Below are 19,076 nucleotides of genomic sequence, written 5' to 3' on the forward strand. Positions count from 1 at the left end.
GTAAAGACGCTCATTGATACCACCTCCATTTTATAGAGCACCGAGGCAGGCATTTTATGGGATTTGAACGGCCGGATGTTTACGGCATCCAGATGCGGGAGTGATCCGCTCAGCCATTCTGCAGAAAGTTCAGACACTGTAGCCCATTCCGTTTGATTTCCATAAGCATCAAATAAAAGTAAAATTTATCAATTGCTGGCACGGATGGAACTACCGAATTTCATCACCATCTTAATTGATTGTTTTTATTAGTGGTAAAATAAACCATTTATCATTAAGTTAAATTTTTTCTTTAAGTTTATTTACATTAATTGAGATTCATTTACCTTTTGAGTGAGTTGTTGTTATATAAGCGTCCCGTATGATTAACAGGATGTATTGATCATGTATGACGTTGCAGTCGTAGGGTTGGGGGCGACAGGAACCAGCCTGCTCAGCCAGGCCCAGGATGAAGTGTATAATGTTGGCGCTGTTAAACCGCGATTTGCCGTATTTAATCCCTCTGCCAGCTTTGCCAAGGGATTAGCCTTTGGTGATGCTGATACCTTGCACAAGGTCAACACCCCACCCGGTATGATGTCGGTCACGCCGACCGAGCCGGATGAGTTTGCTCACTGGCTGCGATCCCGGTTTGATTCCAGGGAGCGCTGGCCCACCCGCCTCAGATACTCTGATTTTATTCGCCAGACCTATCGGGACATCAGGCAGGCAGGAATTCTGCATATCGACGAGTTTCACAACAGTGTGGTAAGCATCCGCAGGTACGGCGCAGGATTTGCCCTGCGAGACGAGAAGGGTAACAACGTAAATGCCCGCAACGTTGTCATGTGCCTGGGAGCCTTGTCTGAAAGCGCCTTTCCTGCGTTCGTCGGTCAGCCTGGTTATATTTCGCATTATTCGCAGTTTGATCTGTCTTCTGCCGCACCGCTGCTTATCGCCGGAAGCGGTCTCACAGCCGTAGATGCGTTCCGCTATGCATTTGGCAAAAGTCAGGCGGAGATCCATCTCTATTCACGCAGCGGTTATGTTCTGACGTGTCTGACAGACGGTAACCGGTATACACCGGTACATCTGACTTGGCGTAACATTATGTCTGCTACCGCGGGCAATAAAGATATGCTGAACGTATTCTCGCGCCTGCTCCGTAAAGAATTCTATCTGCTCCGGGAAACCGGGGAATTCCGGTTTGCAATGAAGTTGCTACGGGAAGGGAGGCAGACTGAATATTTTCGAATGCTGCTTACGCGCGCCGCTAACAGCAACCTGCCCTGGCAGGACGTGCTGGTCTCAACCCGCCCTTATATGCACAAGCTCTGGAACGCTTTTACCACGGTTCAAAAACTGCGCTTTATGAAAATGTACGGCGCGGTATGGGCCGCCTGGCGCCATCCGATCCCGCAAGAGGTCTTCAGCGAACTGATTGAGGCATCCGCTCAGGGTAGAGTGAGATTCCATCAGGCGCTGGCCGCTCCGCAATACGCTGACAATTGTTATCATCTGCAGACCCCTTCAGAAACGCTTTCATTCCATCATTTGTGGGATGCCACGGGGGGAAGACTTAACATCAGTGATACGACGCAGCCTCTGTTGCAGGACCTGCTGAGCCAGTCGCTGATTGAGGGGCACCCTTGCGGCGGCATAAATGTCGACCCGCTGACTTTCCAGTGCCGGGTAAATAACCGCAATGTACCCGGCCTGTTTAATATCGGACCGCTCAGTAAAGGAAGTCTTTTTTCGACCAATGCCTTCTGGTTTAACGCTCGTTGTGCGGAGACCTGGGCAAAAAAATGGGCTGTAGAGTTCAGCTCAGCAGACGCAAAGGAAGCATTGTGACCATTTTCTTTCCTCTGATATATCTCTTTGCCGGCTGGCTTCTCGGCAAAACCGCCCTGGATTTCAAAACGGCAGCGTCGTGGGTATTAACGCGCATTGCGATCCCCATCGTCATCATGTTTAACATCTCCTCCCGGTTCAGCAGCATGAGTACCATTATTACTGCCACGGCGGTATGCATGCTGACCATGCTGGTGGTAAGCCGGTGGATAATGCGCGATCCTGTTAAAAGCCTGTGCTTCAGCTATCTCAATATCGGATGGCTGGGGCTGCCCGTGGCCAGCGCGCTTTTCGGTAACGACGCCTCGACCATCATCATTGCCGCTTACGTCGGCAGTTCCATCGTGGGCAATTCGGTGGGAGCGGGTATGCTGTCAGGAAGCCGCTTCAGTCTGTTCAAACTGGTCCAGACACCGCCGGTACTGGCATTGATTGCCGGTGTGGTGCTGATTCCTTTCAGTCAGGAGGTGACCCGCTGGTGCGCAGGGCTCTATGACGTTTCCAAGTTTATGATGAGTTTCCTCGGCATGGCTGTTCTGGGGATCTGGCTGTCGAAAATCAGGCTATCGGGCAGCGATATCCTGCAGGAGATCAAGCCGTTTCTTCTCAAGTCTGTTGTGATGGCCATACTGATCTCATTGCTGCTGATCCTCGCCAGGATATTTCATTTCAGGCTCATCGCTGAGAATCCGGCAACGCTGTATCTGTTTTGTCTCCTGCCACCTGCGGCCAATATCATTGTGCTTGAGACGCACTACCTCGGTACCGGTGAGTCAGCGAAGCCTATAACCTGTGGGACCTGCGTCAGCATAATCGCGATCAGCCTGTATGCAGTTGTGATTCTGGGGTTCAGGGTTTGGGGTGTGACGGGCTGAAGTTCGCCCAAAATCAGATCCCCTGAGCCCTGTCACGGATTTACCTTACCAGTCTAAACAGTGATGAAGAGGAAGGTGTATATGAATAACATCCCTGGTGATACCAGCACCATCATGATTTATAAGGAAGAGGCCGAAGCTATCCTTGGGAAGGTCAGTGAGTACCTTCTCGAGGTGTATGCCTATAAGCAGCAGGGCGTATACATCTGTGACAATTTAGAGGCGGGGCAAGAAAACTTTCGCATTATGGCACACAGGAAAAGATATGATATCTATCTCCGGTTTGGCCGCACGTGGGTCTGTGAGGATCAGAAAAGCATCGTTATTGCCCGGATAGGCTTTGAAAAGCAACATGCGGGACATGGCACGGCTCTGCTGCTAAATCTGGCGGTGATTGCACAGAAATACGACTATAAATTTCTGGCGATTGAGTCTGTTAATGCAAACAGTGAGGCCTTTGCGCTTAAGCTGGGTTTTGATGCACACCCGCTCCCCAAGTGTTACATCATATCAACGGAAGCACTCATCAAATCACTGCAAGAACGTAGTGCCCTTGTCGAAGCTTGATATATACCCGCCCCTCCGGCCTTAAAATCGCCACGCCCAGAGAAAAGTTTTTTCTCAACATCTGGGCGCAGTCGCGGACGGCGTGGCTGCACCTGTCCGGGAGGCCATTTTCTGCATCAGTTTCTGTTATGACCAAATTCACGTGAAAGCAGTATCTGTTTCCAGTGTGTTTCACGGCGATCAATTTCGCCTTCCCCGGCATTGGGATCCATGACTTCAAGGATGGCGAAGGTAATGTTCTGAAGCCTGCCAGGGTCACCGGTCCCGAATGCCTCTTTGAGGCCGATGTTCCCGCCATGGCCCGAGCCGAAATAATCCTCCCACCGGCCCCAGATACCTTTAACCCCATCGGCTTTGCCCACATAGAGTTTACCGCCGTCTCGATCGGTTAATACGTAGATACCTTTAACCACGGAGAGGGCCGCTCTCCAGGATTGAAGATCGAGCCTGAGGATCGCACCGATGCTGTTTCTGTCGAGTACAACGTTCCGGAAGCCGGGAAACTCACCAAAGCTCAGGCGGGCAGGCGAGATGGCGCTGACAACCAGTTCATCCTGAATGCTTTCCCCCAAGCGGATGAAGTTGCGGGCGCTATTTTTAAAGCTGACATACATGCGCCCCACGTATTCTTCGGTCTCGGGGATCTTCATAAGGTTGTAGTGGTAATACAGCTCCTCGCGGTCAGGGTAAGGTTGCTTACCCGTATTGCCAAGCTGCTCAAAAGCACCGGCAAACAGCCAGGTTTCGGTGCCCGATACCCTGATCAGTGAGACGACATAACGGCGGCTGAATTCCAGCCGTTTCTGCCAGCACTGCCAGTCATCAAACGTCTCTTCACGGAATTTAACCAGCGGATCCTCTTTGTACTCATTGATCTGCGCCAGATGCACTTTGGTGGTTTCCGGCGTCAGGTCCGGACTCACCATCTTCAGATAATCGAATAGCTTCAATGCCGCTCCTTATCAATCCCCAATTTCTCACAACATCTCCCGTGACTCTACGACACTCATGCGCATTCCGCACTCTGCGACATTCTGCAGTGGACACGAGGTTTGGACTTGCTGGAGGGTGGACAGGTACCACACCCCCACGCCTGCAGTGGGCCACGGCCCACGCGTTCACCACATCGGCCTCTCCGATGTTCTTATGACGTCCCGCCGGTGGCGCGCCGGGCGTGTGCATCCCGGTTTGTGCTGATGGCTCTCTCTCATCTGCCTTCCCGCGGAGGGCTGGGAATCGCACCGTCGCCCGGACAAAAGCAAGGCTGAAATGTACGGCTGCGCCGACCCTGCTTTTTCCGCTCTCCGTTGCGCATACGCCCTTTGCCGCGAGAAGTCCCGACGAGAGATGAATTAACCAACCTGCAGGAGAACCGGAATGAACACACAAAACGTCAACACCGCCGCTCAAAATCCCTCGGAAAGATGGGAGGAAGGGAAGGCGCAGGCCTCACAGAGCATTGAAAAATGCCTGGTCCTCAATAATGCGCACCTCACTTACGCCGACAGCGCGCTACTCACCCTGCTTTCCACACCGCATCAGAGCGTGCAGGGTGCATTTACCTGGATCCATGACACCGGGTGCGGCTGGCTCATTCGCCTGAATACAGACGGAGAAAGGCTGGTCTGGCTTGCCAGTCGCGGTGCGTCGGGAGATCTGTGCCACCTGCTGGGGACTGTTGCGCGGGAGGCGGACATTTGTCTGTTTCACTTCGATCAGAATGCGCCTGTTCAGCAGGGATTTGTGACCCACGACTGGTGAGTGCGCTTTTCTGCTACATCGACCGGGCGGCGGCAACCGTCCCGGATAACCCGACAGGAAGGAGATAATGTGATGCGTTATGATCATAAGCTTGAAATACTGGCAGCGCAGTTTGCCCTGGCCCTGCGGGCGGGCAGGCCTGCACGTATGCCCGCCATACGGTTCAGCCAGTGGCCGCCGTTTATGGCGAGAGTCAAACAGATTCAGGGAGAGCGCGTATGACAGGGAATGTGAGTGGGGATGCGGATTCGCATACAAAGTCCTGTGAGGTGCTGGGGCAGTGCTGCCATATCACACTGAGCAACTGTGCCGAGGCCTTTTACCTCAACGGCCAGTTTATTACCGATGCCGATCCTTCAGAGGGTGTGCCGTCATTGCTGTCGCTCGCGCGGAGCATTGCCCGGGCATGCGATTGTGCGCTGACATGCTACGTGGCTCGCGAACCGGAGGATGAAGAATGGGCGTGGAATGACGTTGTGGCTGAGATTGAACAGCGTACGCCTCCCCCAGCGAAGGTGCTGACGCCTGCTGAGACTTCACGCCTGAACGCACCGCGTGGGCTATTGACCCGGCTGCTTTCCCTGCGAAAATAACGGGTGTTCCCGCAGGCAGGAAGATTTGCCTGTGGGATAATGCACATCAGCAGGAACCGGCCAGAAGCCCGACGGGATAACCCAGTCTGGTGCTTACGCACCCGATACCCGCGCTTTCCGTTTAAGAGCGATTGCGGACTCGTCGAGGCCGTTATGATCATCCGGTGGTGAAACGTTCACAGCTTCTGGTGACACTTGCGCTGCCACGCTACTGACTGGGTAACTCACATGCCCATGCACCGGGGACAAAGTGACACATCCGGACTGTGGCGCCTTGCAAGGCTGACTGCCTGGTAAGATTTGTAGACTGATCCCAGAAAAATACGTGAAGCGGCGTCCCCGAGGTGTGAGCATCCTTTCTGGTGGATGATAACGCCTCCCGCACTGGTGGGCGTTGCATAGCAGTAAAATGATTCCATGCGTGTATTCCCTATGCAGCATCCCGTAAGTGGGATAACCGTGCATTAACTATAGAGACTGCTTTTATTCATGCCTGCGTGCGGATAGCGGATGTCTTCAGCTTAAATGGAAGGCTCACCGATTTTTGTATTCAGATACACCCCCCTCATTTTCCTTCTGCCTTAATCGGTTTCTCTTCTGTCTGTCCCGTGTGACAGGGTCTCAACGTTTACCCGGTCTCAAGGCCCCCTCCGGCTCCCCAGCAGGCCGGTAAGCTCCGCCGAACCGCGCTGGCGTTTCGGGCCTGGGGCTGGAGTCTGATGGCAAGAGTCAGACCAGTTATCTCAATGTGGGGTGCTCAATTAACCATCAGGGATGTAAAAAATGCATTCAAACTGTAGATATTTTAATTAATTAGGATATTTACTTTTTGTAACCTCTATTGGAGGATTGCGTGCAATAAGAAGAATCTGTTTTCAATATTCAGGGATAAAAATGAAAAAACTTATATTTGTTTTCGCTATGTTGCTTGTGGGGTGCGCGCGTCAGGCACAGCCAAATTTTTTTGAGGGTGATTATTATATGGCAGGTGATGACAACTGCCGTCTGATGCGGGTTGTCGCACCACAGACCATCATGTGTATGGATGAAAACGGAGACGGTACAGAGTATCGCCATGCCTTAACCGCATATGATATGCAGCAGTATCAAACCCAGCAGATCACCCAGCAGATTCAGATGGCACAGCTTAACCAACAGTTGCAGCAGACCGGGCAGTCTTTTCAGAACGCAGGCCAGCAGGTCCTGAATCAAAGCCAGTCATACACCGCGCCACAAGTTCAGTCATATTCTTCAGGGTCCAATACGGTTTTGTATAACCAGGTTGGCAGTAGCCTGGTTGGCACTAACGGCACCTCCTGTCAGTTTGTCGGGTCGAGCTACATCTGTCGGTAAGGTCCGTGGAAAGCCCTGTTCAAGGCTTTGAATGAAACCCCCTTAGCGGTTCAGGGATGATGAGCGAGACGAGATTTCCATGAGAACAATAAGAATAATTCTGTGTGTTGCGCTTTTAAATACTTCACTTGCCTGTGCTTCCACAGAAACAGAAATGGCCGTGTACATGGCAAAGCAGGAAATAGCGGAGGCATTCATTAAAGCCGGAACGCTCACTGACAGTCTGACCGATAAAGCGCTAAAGAATCCTCAACTGGCCGGCATGCAAATGGCGGATGAGTTTGTTCAGAATGTTAATCAGTTCGTAACCGAAGGCATTAATCATGGCGCGGACTGTGATGCTATCTCATTAAAAGCCAAACAAAAAACAGAACAGGCATTTCCTACCGATAAGGATATGAAGGGGCAACCTTTCTCACCTGCCGCCCAGAGAGCCATGGGCAAGTTCCCCGAGGCGATAAGCCATTATGCTCTGGCACAGTGTCGGTATCTGACCGAATGAAGAATATGTTGAAAACAACAGCAATCATTGTCTGTGGGCTGAGCATGGCCATCACTGGCTGCGCCAGTACACCCGTCAGCAATCAAGAAGCAAAGTCCGTCCCAGAACAGAGAGTACTGGACCATTCTTTATCTAAGAAAGCTGGCGACGAAAGTGGTGAGGTCATCATTAAGCGTGATTCAGGGTTTGGCGGAAGTGCATGCCTCACTCAGATCTTTATGGATGGAAAAATTCTCGCTGAAATGGATACCGCAGAAAAATTTATCTTCTATCCCCCTACTGGTGAACATGTTTTCAGCGCCTGGCCCAAAGGAATTTGTGGCGGAGGGATGGTAGAAATTCCGGGGGTAGTCAAAAAAGATGGCGTTCTCATCTATCGTGTCGGCTACGGGTCGAACGGCGATTTCGGCATCTATCGGACGGCGTTCTGAGGCACTGGAAAGCGCATACATTTGGTGCCCTGCCGCAATGTGGATGCCCGACATCAGCGTGCATCTGTTTGTGTCCACTCAATAATTAAACACTAATGTCAAAATTAGCAAAATTTTTGCAGTCAGCGTTGAATAACAGCAATGCAAATGAAGCTGCTCAGGCACTGAAGCTGGCAGCCGCGACAATGCAATCTGAAGGCGTAAATCCATCGGATTATCTCGAGCAAAAAGGACAAAATACGCATCAGGCAGAGCTGCTCATTCTGCGTGAGCAGCACGCACAGGCAGTGCGTTCCCATCAGGCTGCGCAAAACAGGCTCAGGCAGCTTGAAGCTGAGAACGTTGAGTTGCGCCGTACAGGTGAGTCCGGCATGCAATATGCCGCTGAACTGCGTGAGGCCAAAGAGCAGGCCATCAAATGGTACAAGCGCTCTGAGTCTAATGAGACTCAGTTAAAGGAGCTTGCCCCAGTTGCTGTAGCGGCACAGGAAAAAGTCAGTCATCTGCAGAAGGAACTCGCCAGGCATAAAGGTACCCCTATCAGCAAGCTGGGGTGGTTTTTAGGGGTGTCGATTGCCGCTGGCGTGATAACGCACTTCGCTACGAAAAGCGATATCTACGCGGAAGGCTATAAAGCGGGAAAGCTTGATGGCGAGTCACAGACGAGACAAGAGGTCAAGGCCTCCCGGCCTACTGACCGGGTTAATTTAACCGGGCTCTGGATACCTGAGAATGGCATTTACGATATTGAAGCCAGTTGCCTCGGAAAAAAGGGACCTTATAAAACCTCTTTCAAGATTTTCATGCTCGATAACAATGCTAAAGAAACGTCGCGGGTCATTTCTGAGAAGTTTGCATTAGCAATGCCCAGTGAAGGCGCCGTTCCGGTTGGCTATAAATTTACCCTTATCCTGATGAAATCGGGTGAAAAGCAGTCCTGTATTGTCAAAAAGGTCTGGTAGCGACACTCTCACTGGCACAACATGAATTCCGCCCGTGAGTGATCAGCTTGTTTTCCCCATACACTGTTACGACAGCGTAAACGGCGCAAATTCAGTGAACGCAAAGCCCGAATGCTTCCTTCATCAGAGTAATGTCGTTAAGATTATTCTTAATGTCATGGAGGAGGGATTATGGGATTACGATTCAGAAAGCGACTTAAAATTGCGCCGGGGCTTTATCTCAACGTGTCGTCAAGCGGAACCAGCTGGTCGTTAGGAGCCCCTGGCGCCATGCTGAATTTTGGTGGCAGAAATGGAGCCCGGGCCACGTTCGGTATTCCAGGTTCAGGTCTGTCATACAGTCAAAAACTCGGCGGACAAAAACCCAGACCTCGCTCCTCTCAGGGGCATACATTCTATGATTCAGACCCCGGTAATCTTCCCTCCCCGGGTATTGGTTACGATGATCGTCTGGCCACGCCTGTTGCGAGTGCTGATATAGACGTGATTGGTGACATGGGGATGTCTGAACTTGCGGATGTGATAAATCAGGCTGAAATGACGCGTCAGACGATTACTCAGACCCTACAGAATTTACATGCGCATAAAACCAGGCTCGATAAAAAGGCACGTTTTTACGGCATGATCGTCCTGCGCAGCCTCTTCAGCAAGAAGCTCGCTTCGATAACGGAAGAAGCCAGTGCAGCCGGTGAAGAGATCAATAACGGACAGGCTGCGCTCGAAAGTACGGGTGTCATGTTTGACTGGGGGGGCGATGAGAAAATACTGGCGTACTACAGTGCGCTGAGGCGGTCCTTTGGAGAAGTGTCCCGGAGTAAAAAAATCTGGGATATCTTGTCCTACAAACAGACCGATAAATTTAAGCAGCGTACTCAGGCTGACCAGGAGGTTTCCCGTGAGCCGGTCACCTTCAGTCTGGGCAGACCGTCATGTTTACCCGCCTCGAATAATGACGAGTTCGCGCTGGTTCCGCATCTGGAGAACCGCAACGGAGGGGACGTCTATATCTTCCCGGGTTTCCTGCTCATCGAGAGCGAATCAAAATTTGCGGTCGTTTCCATCTCAGATATCAATTTAGAATACGGGCGTACAAGGTTCGCTGAAACTGATCCCGTGCCGGCAGACAGCCAGGTTGATGGAAATACGTGGCGGTATGCAAACAAAAATGGGGGGCCGGACAAGCGGTTCAACGACAACTATGCCATTCCCTGGGCGATATACGGCACGATGAGCATTCGCTTCAAATCCGTCGTGCACGAAGAGTACATGATATCGAATGAAGCGGTTGCCAGGCGCTTTGTGGAAGATTTTATGGGCCTTATTGAACAGACTAAACAGTCTGTGCGCTGACTGATCTCCAGATACGCCTCAAGAGGCAACGCTGATAAACAGACGCACGTATTCCCTGTTATGAGCGTTGCCTTCCCAACTCCGCAATCTACTGTCCCCTGACTGAATCTTTGAATTCAGGGGCCATGGCAGCTCCAGTTAGCATCAGATAACGCGAATACTCCGGGTAGCGATTATCCGTTCTATTTCCGGTCCCCTCCGGCTGCTGCGATGATGTTGCCGCTGCTACACATTCCACTTTGCTCCTGTCGTCGCTTCGTTGTGTCATTTCATGGAGATGGCCCCCTTCGGCTCCCCGGCAGGCCGGGTCGTCAGCCCGACTGCGCTAACCGGCAGGCCGGTAAGCTTCGCCGAACCGCGCGGGGCGTTTCGGGCCTGCGGCTGGGGTCTGATGGCGAACATCAACACCTGCAGCTGGCTCACGCCAGCGCCTTCACTGGCCACTAATAGACGTGGCCGTTAAGGACGCTCGCGTTGCGGTCGGGTGTGTGCCTGCTCATTTCCAGCGTGGTGGTCATGTTGCGAACTGTCCACGCGGCGGGCAAATCCAAGCACCGACACTCATCACAGACAAGGGTGAAGTGCACGCCTGCGGCGCCCTTGTCTCTGCTGCCTGCCGTTGCTTCTCAGCCCTTTGCCGCGAGGAACTCACCGAAACATGAATTAACCCCCTGACAGGAGCACCAGCATGCACACACAGAACATCAACACCGCCGCTTCAGAATCTTCCAAAACATGGGTTAAGGGCAGGAACACACAGGCTGAGGAGCGGGTGTTTGTGCGGATCGATACGGGAAAAATTTTCAGTGAGGCGATCACGCTGAACGACGGGAGCACCATGTCCGTTTTCAGCTTTGAAACCCTGGAAGAGTTGCAGGTGCAGTATGCCGACATGGTGCTGATGACCGAATCCGAAGCGGATGCGCTGTTCTGTACGCGCCTGTTCAGGCCGTGGGAGGAGGTGAGTGAAGCGCGCTGGATGGATCAGCTGACCGTGCTGCCGCCGCTGGACTGGCAGTCCTCACCCGCAGGCGAGACGTTCAAATGCAGTGAAATGTATTCCGGGAAGGTGACGCATATTTTCGCGCATATTCGCGGGCGTTATTTCGAGTGCCGGGACTATGCCTGGAAAAAACACGCGGATCTGGTGCTGGATGCCGTGCTGGCGATGGCGGCGGAAAACGCGCATTAAAAAAGCAGGCATAAGCCTGCTCTCTTAACGACCGGTTCGAGCGGCAACTCTTATCGGTCACATCAATCACGAAGGAGTAACGACATGTTTGATAACCGAATCGTCGCACAGGCGACACCGGATGTAAACCTTGCCGCCAGTGGAGCAGGGCAGGAGCCGTTGCAGGATCTGACTGCGGCGCAGTTTGCGGATCTGTATGCGTACATCTGCGAAGCGGGAACCTTTGCCGGATTCAGCGCCGTGCCGTGGGAGGAGCTTGGCATGTGCAGCGTCATTCATGAGCCAACCGAGGAGCCTGAAGGGCTGCGGATTTACCTGCGAGATAACTGGCCCGTCGCGGTGCTGGAGTACGACGTGGGCTACCGGCTGATGCCAGGCATGATCGCCCATCGCTGGTAGCCGAACTGAACGCAGCAGGCCAGGAAACTGGCCTGATTAAACTTTATCCGGTGGCGTGGTGCAGGGCAGACCATCGGGATATAATGACAGAAGGGCGCAGAAAGGCTGCGACCCTGCCCGAAAAGGGAAAACCAATGTCGGCGACCGATATGAACGAGCTGAACACCAATAAAATTCACGCGGAAATCGCTAAGCTGATGGCAGAAACGCAAAAGCTGAATGCGGAAGCCGGCAAGTTGACCCGTGAAACGTTCTGGTATCCTGTCGCGATAGCGAGCGGCATGATCGGTGCTGTTGCAACGGTCACGGTGTTTGCCATGAAAGCGCTGGGTCACTGATGCTGTTCACTGAGTAACATCACTAGCCCTGAAAGGGGCTTTTTAGTGCCGATTATCAGGCTGGCCAGTGCCCGTAGCGGGTGCGGCCTTGAAAGCGGGCGGCACTTCGTGCCGGGATAAGCCGGTGCTGACGCACCGCCCAAACCCCTTCGCCAGCTCTCTCTGGAATGTTGCTTCACTCCTGACTTGCTTCTAATTCCTTTCTTCCTGCTGATCTTAATCTTTTCAGGGTGCCTCAGCTGTTGCGCAGGTTCCCACCTGTGAAAAGCTATAAGTATTAACAGACTGATGGCCCCCTTCGGCTCCCCGGCAAGCCGGGTCGTCAGCCCGACTGCGCTAACCGGCAAGCCGGTAAGCTTCGCCGAACCGCACGGGTGCGTTTCGGGCCTGACGGCTGGGGTCTGATGGCGAACGTCTGAAGTAAAGTCAGTAAGATTTGCGCCAATAAACGGTTTTTTTGTCCCGGTTATTCCTGTAGAAATTAATGAAAGTGCGCTGGAAGCGAAAAGAGAATGTTGGCTGTTATCATACAGTAGGCAGATAAGTAAAAGATCACTTAAACCAAAACGTTTCAGTTGTCGTATCGTTTTCCCAGCGATATAACATGACAATCAAGGGCGGCTAAATCCTGAAATGACTTTTCACTTTATTTCATTGTGGTTTCATTTTTTAAAGTATGGAGTGATATGAAAACAACGATTCCCTTTTGGTCAATAGATGCGTTTCTGTACTGGGTTATGCCTCGCAGCTATATCTCTGAGTGGTCTTCAGAGTTGATGTCGCGTGTCTCGGGTTTTTTAGATGCATACATAATGTTTGATAAGGTTGTTATTCCAGAAAGATATAAAGACGAGTTTGTACTAAAAAAGCTGGATCCCGATCAATCTATATTTGAATATGTTGAATCAAGTTCACTTCTGAATTCAGATGAACTGACCAAAGGATTGACCATCGATTTGTCACTTAATTTTCCTGATATGGATTCATTAAAAAATGATGATTACTTATGGTTTTCACAACATTCTGGATATTATGATCCAGAAGAGTACAACCAGATGGCCAGTGAAGGTTTTCTGTCATTTTCATGGTTAAGGCTGTGGCAGTTATCATTAATCAATGAAATCAGCGATCTAAAAAAATGCTGTGCTATTCTTCCACTATCTCTTCGTGATATTGATGGTTACCAGCCAAAAACATTACCTTTTCATATGAATAAGGTAAATGAACTAAACACTCACTATCAGTCCCTGATTAAATCAGTTTCTGTAGCATTAGGAGAGGAGTTCAATGATTATTTAGAAAACGTCCCTCCCTTTTTATCATTAGTTATTGATCAATCCTTAAGCCAGGAACACTCGATAGATGTTGTTGCGCAGCTCAGAGAGGATTATAAAGAGTTAAGAGCCAGTGGTTCGCTATACAGTGCGGAGATAATTCGTTGTAAGGGGCTAAGAGAAAAAAAGGATGTGATTGATGATTGGAATGATGCATGGAGTAAATTACTAAATAGTAGTTTTAGAGAACCGTCTTTATTTAAAAGGAAAGTGTCGCTTGGGGATTTTTCCAAGGCAGTGGTTGCACCACAGACCGCAGGGTTGTCCACTGTAATTCAGCATTTACTGGAGCATGCTGAAACATACACTTCCTATAAACGATTTAGGATATATTGTGATTTGTATACGGAACTTGATAGCATTTCATTTTCACAGAAAAAATTAGAAAAAACATTCTCTGTAAATCTGATGAATAATCTTAAACTATGAAAGGTTAATACCTGCGTCAATGTCGCTATTTAACTGGCAGCAGGCGTAAATAACCTGATGTTCTGTATTGTCCGGAGCCATTAACTCCGGATATTGATTATTGAAATGACCGGTGAACGAGTAGGACATGGCTAATCGACAGAATGGGATGGGGTCGTGCTGTCGGATCAACGATTTCATCCGTCCTTCTCAAACCTTACAAAGTTCCTCAGCGGGCACCAGCAACTATCTCACCTGATGAACGTCGCAGCGTCCGGTAAAAGCTGAACCTTCCCCGGGCGGTATTTGCACAGCTTCTCCACACAGGTGAAGCTACCTATCAAAACCATGAGCAGGGCTGTCCCCGACCGAATACCCAGGCGGTGTTATTGATACGCATGGCGCAGCAAAATCCCGACACGCTAAAAGCGCTGGCCCATCTATAGCGCAGGGACACTTTGAACAGGTGTAGATTTCCCTTCAGTTTGGCTTAACTGGTTAATGATCCGCACATAACAGCCGATAGTCACTACAGGGTCTGTCTCAAAAGCCTGAAGAGAGTGCAGGAGAGATGGCTTACAAATAATTTATCGACAAGGATTTCGGGTATATGAAACGCATTATCTTATTAACGTTGTTAGCTTTGCCTTTAGCAGATGTGGCCGCCGCGACAAATATGATCGTCTGTGAGCCTGCTTCAAAAAATGACCGTTCAGCCACCGGCATCTGGCCTGTTCTCTATCTGTCTCAGAACAAACTCTGTTTCAACATGAAAGCTCAGGCTGGCAGTACGTGTGTAAAAAACGGACTGACAACCACATGGTTTACCGAGGCCGTGATCGTTACGGTTGATGGTGAGTCACTGGGGCGGGATGATACCTGGTTTAAGGTTGCCAGGCCGACAGTCAATGACAGAGAAATTGAATACACAATCGAAGTATCCAGAGATAAACAGCAATGGCTTACTATGTCGAAGGTCTCAATCAACCGTATCTCCGGTCAGGCTGTAAACTGGTTTATCCATGAACACGGTGGCACATCTTATAATTGCCATCTTGAAGGTAAGAAGCTCTGACCGTGTGATTTAGCTTATTGTCATGTAGCGCAAGGTGCGGACTGAAGGAAAGTGTCATTTGCAACGCCATCGGTAAATGACGGATTCATGTTGCGCCGGACGGAGAGCGAACTGCTCTCTGATTTTGCTCACTCTGCGCTTTCGGTGACCGGAGCACCACATCACTAGGCAGAATGCATTACGTCGTAGTCATTTCCGTTTAATTCATGGGTTGTATGTTCTGGTTAGCGGCAAATTGCCGCTAACACCAAGACGTCATACACCACAATCATTAGCTATTAGTGTCAGGCTCAAAGCTGTTGATGAACTGGCCGATGCTGTTCTTGTACAGTTTGTACGTCATCTTGATTTTATCACCGTCGGAAAACTCATAGGTCCCGAAACAGGTCAGCTTATTCACCCCACCTGCTAACGTTGTCTGGTCATACAAATCAATGACAGTAGGATCGTCTGAGTTGCTCTTAATATCATTGTAAGTCTCGAGGAGCATCCCCCTCACTTTCGTACTGTTACAATCAACTTTTGAAAAGTCCCTGTCGGGATCTGCTGAGGCTGTATGTAAGAATAACGGAGTAAACAAGGAGGCTATTACTGCAACTTTAAACGCACGAACCTGAATCATTTCATGTCCTTAAAATTATTTTGATTAGAAACGGCTGGAATAGCCCTGCAGATAGCTGGTGCCAGCGAGGCACCGGCCACCAGCCTAAAGGGGCTTCAGTTATTGGTTTCTGAAGAAAGCGACCCGTGAAATCGTCATTTGCGTCTGGCAGTCGACCATTTTTTTAACTTCAGCATCTGTGCCCTGCATGGAAACTTTGCCGCACATGGCATCCTTGGTTTTGATCCACTGACGCTGAGAGGGCAGCAACTCCTTTTTCTTCGCTGGTGCTAACGAGCCCCAGGCCGTATTCAGGTCCGAGTCGGCATTCGCAAACGCCATTCGGGACTGATCAAGGCTGCCAGCGTTTTGCTGCTGAGGCTGTTGGAAGGATTGTTGTGGCGTATTTTGCTGCGCCTGCTGCTGAGCTTTTTCTTGCGCCTGAAGCTGAGCCTGTCTCTGGATTTGCTGATCCGCCTCATACTTCGCCTGTTGCTGCGCCCGGAGTTGTGCCTGCTGTTGTGCTTCAATCTGGCGCTGCTGGGCATCCTTAGCCTGCTGGATTTTCTGCTGCTCAACGATCGGGTTGATGATGGACAGTGATGCCAGTGAAGCGGCACCCACTGATATAGGGTTTTCCGAAGACGCTTTTACAAAAACGGTTTTCTGATCGTCGGTCGCCTGCGCGGTATAGGAGATGCGTTTTGAGAATGCGTTTGCGTTGTTATCCAGCGACAGGCTTTCCATTAGCTTGTCGAGATTACGGTTAAAGTTTTTTCTGGAATCATCAGATAGCTGAGCGTATTCGTTCGCAGGCAGGGTAATCGTCACGGTACCTTCACAGGTTTTCATTGTGCTGCCCGAGTCACTTGAGGTTGTGGAGATTTCCGAGATGACCAGTTTGATCTTGTCTAACGCGCTGCGTTTGGTCTGGTTAGTGACGTCAGGGTATTTGTCGACCAGTTCGGATAGCCCTTCATAAGCAGATTTTTTTAATAAATCCATGAGGGCTGACTGGGTCATTTCAGACGAACAACCAATCACGTCTTTTTTGTTATCACAGCCTGTAATGGCCACGGCGAATAAGAGTGCTGCGTATTTTAATCTCATGAGTTCCCTTTAGAGTAAGGCTTGGCTTTTCGGTGGCGGCCTGCAATCAGTCCTGAGGGGTACTGCAATCAGCGCTGACCCTGAACGCATCACAGACGAAGACCAAGGTGATATCGGCGAAGGATATGAAATCTTTAATTTGGCTGATGAATAAAGCATCTGCAGGTTGGTGTAACGATGACCCGGGAACGGTCAGACTGTTTCGCGGTGGTGAATTTAAAAAGGGGAAGAATAGAGCCGGTGCTGGCGCACCGCTCATGGCTTTCCGCCAGCTCTGGCCGTCACAGACGTTCAGGCTGGTGGATTCTTTGCCGGTGCGTTTGTCATGGCGAGTCTCATTGATGGTTATATGAGTTCTGTAGTATTGAGGGCGGCCTTCATGCTGATGTATTCCTCCACTTATCCTGCCTCTTATCATCCATGACGGCGTTTTGATTCCTCTGTCCCCCTTCGGCTCCCCGGCAGGCCGGGTCGTCAGCCCGACAGCGCTAACCGGCAAGCCGTTAAGCTTCGCCGAACCGCTCGGGCGCGTTTCGGGTCTGCGGCTTGGGTCTGATGGCAACACCAAGGTCAACCCCTGCAGCTGGCTGTCCGCCAGCGCCTTCACTGGCCATATTGCTATGGCCGCTGAGGACCGGACCGGCGTACTGCTGCCGTCCGGGGCTGTGCCCTGTTCATCACCTACTGTCCTGTTTTGTTCTCCTGAGCCCCTTCGCCGTGCAGAAACCTGCCACACGGGCGGCCTCACGCAAGGGTCGCTTCGCTAAACGGCGTCACCCGGTCCCTCCGGGCTGCGGCTTTGCCGTTTCCCCCTGCGTTCTGCCTGATGCCCGCGCGCCTGTTCTGCCCTCTCGGCGAGGAACTCAGAGAAACATCAATTAAGCGCAAACAGGAGAAGCAACATGTCACAGCAGAACATCAACTTCACGGCTTCAGAATCTAAAGAATCATCGGGTGACACTCCCATCCAGGCAACGCGGGTAGGGATTTTGCAGCGTCCGGCTTTTTTTAATTTGTATTTCAGCAGCCATGTCCGGCAGGCGAAAGGGATGCTCATCAACTGGTTCCGAAACCACTGCCCGGAATACCAGAGCTGCTTTTTCGAGTATTTCACCACGGACAATGGCGGATGCTTTGTCGTGCCATCTTATGAGGGCAAGCAGCGGGTGGCGATCCCGTCGAACTTTTATCGCGGCGAAATGACCGCTGAGGCGGCAGGGATCACCGCCATGCTGTTTACGCTGAACCATGTTGCCTGGCATCTGTGGGTTAAAAACGCCAGTGACCCGTTTATCGATGTGCTCAACGAGCGGGCAGAAGCGCTTAAAGCCTATGCCGCTGCGCATGAAGAGGGGAGTGCGATTTTTCGTGCCATTGACTGATAACACAACCCACAGCAGGGGCGCGGGCGCGCCTCTGGTTCAGGCAAATCACATAAAGGATTTCATCATGACATCACCTGCCATGCCCGTTAAAGAGTCTCAACGTTCCGGTGTCGATTTTGATGCCATTCGCCGCAGTCTGCGCCGCCATCTTTTTGTCATTAACCGGCCCGATTTCAACGTCAACAGCGCCGCGCTGCGGACCGATTTTGCTATGCACCTTGAATACCTGGCGGCCGCCACGTTTACGCGTGAGAAAGCGGATTTTGACTCGGATAAGTATGTGTCCTCAACCGAGATGCTGTTGATCAAGCCGCTGGAGCAGTTGCAGGTCACCGTCACGGTTTACGCCTCCAAAGCAGGCGCGGCACCCGAGGCATATAAAACGCGGATCGTGCATTCAGCCAATCCCCTTGGAAATGAGGACCACCCGGAAAACCGCGAATTTCAGAGCACGAATGTCTATCAGGTCAGCGGCGTGTTAACCGTGAGCGCGCTGGAGTTGTTCTGGTCAGAACATGATGGCTTAGAAAAATATGCACGGGCGCATCTGCCGGAAGCACATGAGCAGAGCCCGTTCTGCCACTGGCAGTATTCACGCCTGCGAGGTTAACGAGCGATCCCCTGCAGTGCGCTGCGGGGGCAACAGGAGGCAGCTATGACTACGCATGAACGACTGGCAGAGGCAATTAAAAATCCGTTAAAACCCGGCTATGTGACCTGGACCGGGCACGTCATGACCGAAGCAGAATGCCATTCCTATAACCTCTACACCGCAGAGGCGGCGCGACCGTGGATAAGCGAACAGGCGCGGGAATACCTGCTGGATCAGCGGCACCGTTACTTTGTGCTTATTAGCGAAGAGCAGGGGGATATGCACCTGCCGTGATGGTGCTCGTGTCTGTGATGCCGCCCGAGCGTGCGGGGATACTTCTCCAGTAGTAAAGGTCCGCACATGAGAAGGGCGGCATTTTCAGACGATAATCACGGGTCATTTTATGTTCAGTGAC

22 protein-coding genes are annotated in these 19,076 nt (G+C 51.2%); 19 read left to right on the forward strand and 3 right to left on the reverse strand.

Annotated features, from left to right (window positions below; translation table 11 throughout):
• Nucleotides 1–384: 384 nt before the first annotated feature.
• From KVT28_RS22420 to KVT28_RS22430, 3 genes are all read left to right on the forward strand, one after another.
• The gene (locus KVT28_RS22420; protein ID WP_217550164.1) at nucleotides 385–1,833 is read left to right on the forward strand and encodes an FAD/NAD(P)-binding protein; all 1,449 of its coding nucleotides are present in this window, start codon (nucleotides 385–387) and stop codon (nucleotides 1,831–1,833) included.
• A complete protein-coding gene (locus KVT28_RS22425) occupies nucleotides 1,830–2,708 on the forward strand; it encodes a permease (RefSeq protein WP_217550166.1) in 879 nt (292 codons plus the stop codon). The genes KVT28_RS22420 and KVT28_RS22425 overlap by 4 nt, the downstream gene beginning before the upstream one ends.
• Nucleotides 2,709–2,789: 81 nt before the next feature.
• The gene (locus KVT28_RS22430) at nucleotides 2,790–3,275 is read left to right on the forward strand and encodes a GNAT family N-acetyltransferase (RefSeq protein WP_217550168.1); all 486 of its coding nucleotides are present in this window, start codon (nucleotides 2,790–2,792) and stop codon (nucleotides 3,273–3,275) included.
• A gap of 116 nt (nucleotides 3,276–3,391) precedes the next feature.
• Here KVT28_RS22430 and KVT28_RS22435 read toward each other — a convergent pair whose 3' ends face one another.
• Nucleotides 3,392–4,225, reverse strand: coding sequence for a GIY-YIG nuclease family protein (locus KVT28_RS22435; protein WP_217550170.1), 834 nt, complete (start codon nucleotides 4,223–4,225; stop codon nucleotides 3,392–3,394).
• Nucleotides 4,226–4,652: 427 nt separating this feature from the next.
• On the opposite strand from KVT28_RS22435, the gene KVT28_RS22440 reads away from it, so the two are divergent.
• The 12 genes from KVT28_RS22440 (at nucleotide 4,653) to KVT28_RS22495 (ending at nucleotide 14,973) form a co-directional block, all read left to right on the forward strand.
• Nucleotides 4,653–5,036: a DUF5983 family protein gene (locus tag KVT28_RS22440; protein ID WP_217550172.1), complete on the forward strand. Its 384-nt coding sequence runs from the start codon at nucleotides 4,653–4,655 to the stop codon at nucleotides 5,034–5,036.
• A gap of 218 nt (nucleotides 5,037–5,254) precedes the next feature.
• Nucleotides 5,255–5,629 (forward strand): hypothetical protein, encoded by a 375-nt coding sequence (locus KVT28_RS22445; protein WP_217550174.1) that lies wholly within the window; start codon nucleotides 5,255–5,257, stop codon nucleotides 5,627–5,629.
• A gap of 894 nt (nucleotides 5,630–6,523) precedes the next feature.
• On the forward strand, nucleotides 6,524–6,982 hold the full coding sequence (locus KVT28_RS22450; protein WP_217550176.1) for a hypothetical protein: 459 nt from the start codon (nucleotides 6,524–6,526) through the stop codon (nucleotides 6,980–6,982).
• Between the two features lie 166 nt (nucleotides 6,983–7,148).
• Nucleotides 7,149–7,484, forward strand: coding sequence for a hypothetical protein (locus KVT28_RS22455; RefSeq protein WP_217550178.1), 336 nt, complete (start codon nucleotides 7,149–7,151; stop codon nucleotides 7,482–7,484).
• A 5-nt stretch (nucleotides 7,485–7,489) separates the two neighbouring features.
• Nucleotides 7,490–7,915: a hypothetical protein gene (locus KVT28_RS22460; RefSeq protein WP_254633616.1), complete on the forward strand. Its 426-nt coding sequence runs from the start codon at nucleotides 7,490–7,492 to the stop codon at nucleotides 7,913–7,915.
• 95 nt (nucleotides 7,916–8,010) lie between these two features.
• Nucleotides 8,011–8,877, forward strand: a complete 867-nt coding sequence (locus KVT28_RS22465) for an HlyD family secretion protein (RefSeq protein WP_217550182.1) — start codon at nucleotides 8,011–8,013, stop codon at nucleotides 8,875–8,877.
• 171 nt (nucleotides 8,878–9,048) lie between these two features.
• Nucleotides 9,049–10,227: a DUF4236 domain-containing protein gene (locus tag KVT28_RS22470; protein WP_217550184.1), complete on the forward strand. Its 1,179-nt coding sequence runs from the start codon at nucleotides 9,049–9,051 to the stop codon at nucleotides 10,225–10,227.
• Nucleotides 10,228–10,915: 688 nt separating this feature from the next.
• A complete protein-coding gene (locus KVT28_RS22475) occupies nucleotides 10,916–11,419 on the forward strand; it encodes a hypothetical protein (RefSeq protein WP_217550186.1) in 504 nt (167 codons plus the stop codon).
• Nucleotides 11,420–11,503: 84 nt separating this feature from the next.
• The gene (locus KVT28_RS22480) at nucleotides 11,504–11,818 is read left to right on the forward strand and encodes a hypothetical protein (protein ID WP_217550188.1); all 315 of its coding nucleotides are present in this window, start codon (nucleotides 11,504–11,506) and stop codon (nucleotides 11,816–11,818) included.
• A 134-nt stretch (nucleotides 11,819–11,952) separates the two neighbouring features.
• Nucleotides 11,953–12,156, forward strand: coding sequence for a hypothetical protein (locus KVT28_RS22485; protein ID WP_217550190.1), 204 nt, complete (start codon nucleotides 11,953–11,955; stop codon nucleotides 12,154–12,156).
• A 686-nt stretch (nucleotides 12,157–12,842) separates the two neighbouring features.
• On the forward strand, nucleotides 12,843–13,919 hold the full coding sequence (locus KVT28_RS22490; protein WP_217550192.1) for a hypothetical protein: 1,077 nt from the start codon (nucleotides 12,843–12,845) through the stop codon (nucleotides 13,917–13,919).
• Nucleotides 13,920–14,508: 589 nt separating this feature from the next.
• The gene (locus tag KVT28_RS22495) at nucleotides 14,509–14,973 is read left to right on the forward strand and encodes a hypothetical protein (protein ID WP_217550194.1); all 465 of its coding nucleotides are present in this window, start codon (nucleotides 14,509–14,511) and stop codon (nucleotides 14,971–14,973) included.
• Nucleotides 14,974–15,244: 271 nt separating this feature from the next.
• Here KVT28_RS22495 and KVT28_RS22500 read toward each other — a convergent pair whose 3' ends face one another.
• Nucleotides 15,245–15,595 (reverse strand): hypothetical protein, encoded by a 351-nt coding sequence (locus KVT28_RS22500; RefSeq protein WP_217550196.1) that lies wholly within the window; start codon nucleotides 15,593–15,595, stop codon nucleotides 15,245–15,247.
• Between the two features lie 99 nt (nucleotides 15,596–15,694).
• Entirely contained in the window at nucleotides 15,695–16,684 is a 990-nt protein-coding gene (locus KVT28_RS22505; protein ID WP_217550198.1) for a hypothetical protein, read from the reverse strand.
• Nucleotides 16,685–16,809: 125 nt separating this feature from the next.
• On the opposite strand from KVT28_RS22505, the gene KVT28_RS22510 reads away from it, so the two are divergent.
• The 4 genes from KVT28_RS22510 to KVT28_RS22525 all read left to right on the forward strand — a co-directional run bounded on the left by KVT28_RS22510 (nucleotide 16,810) and on the right by KVT28_RS22525 (nucleotide 18,955).
• Nucleotides 16,810–17,037, forward strand: a complete 228-nt coding sequence (locus tag KVT28_RS22510; protein ID WP_217550201.1) for a hypothetical protein — start codon at nucleotides 16,810–16,812, stop codon at nucleotides 17,035–17,037.
• Nucleotides 17,038–17,586: 549 nt separating this feature from the next.
• Nucleotides 17,587–18,066, forward strand: coding sequence for an antirestriction protein (locus tag KVT28_RS22515; protein WP_217550203.1), 480 nt, complete (start codon nucleotides 17,587–17,589; stop codon nucleotides 18,064–18,066).
• Nucleotides 18,053–18,679: a hypothetical protein gene (locus KVT28_RS22520; RefSeq protein WP_217550205.1), complete on the forward strand. Its 627-nt coding sequence runs from the start codon at nucleotides 18,053–18,055 to the stop codon at nucleotides 18,677–18,679. Before KVT28_RS22515 ends, KVT28_RS22520 begins: the two co-directional genes overlap by 14 nt.
• 45 nt (nucleotides 18,680–18,724) lie before the next feature.
• Nucleotides 18,725–18,955 carry a hypothetical protein gene (locus KVT28_RS22525; RefSeq protein ID WP_217550207.1) on the forward strand — a complete coding sequence of 77 codons (231 nt, stop codon included), beginning with the start codon at nucleotides 18,725–18,727 and terminating at the stop codon, nucleotides 18,953–18,955.
• Nucleotides 18,956–19,076 lie beyond the last annotated feature (121 nt).

The sequence above is a fragment of the Pantoea sp. GbtcB22 genome (assembly GCF_019091025.1).
GTDB lineage: Bacteria > Pseudomonadota > Gammaproteobacteria > Enterobacterales > Enterobacteriaceae > Pantoea > Pantoea leporis.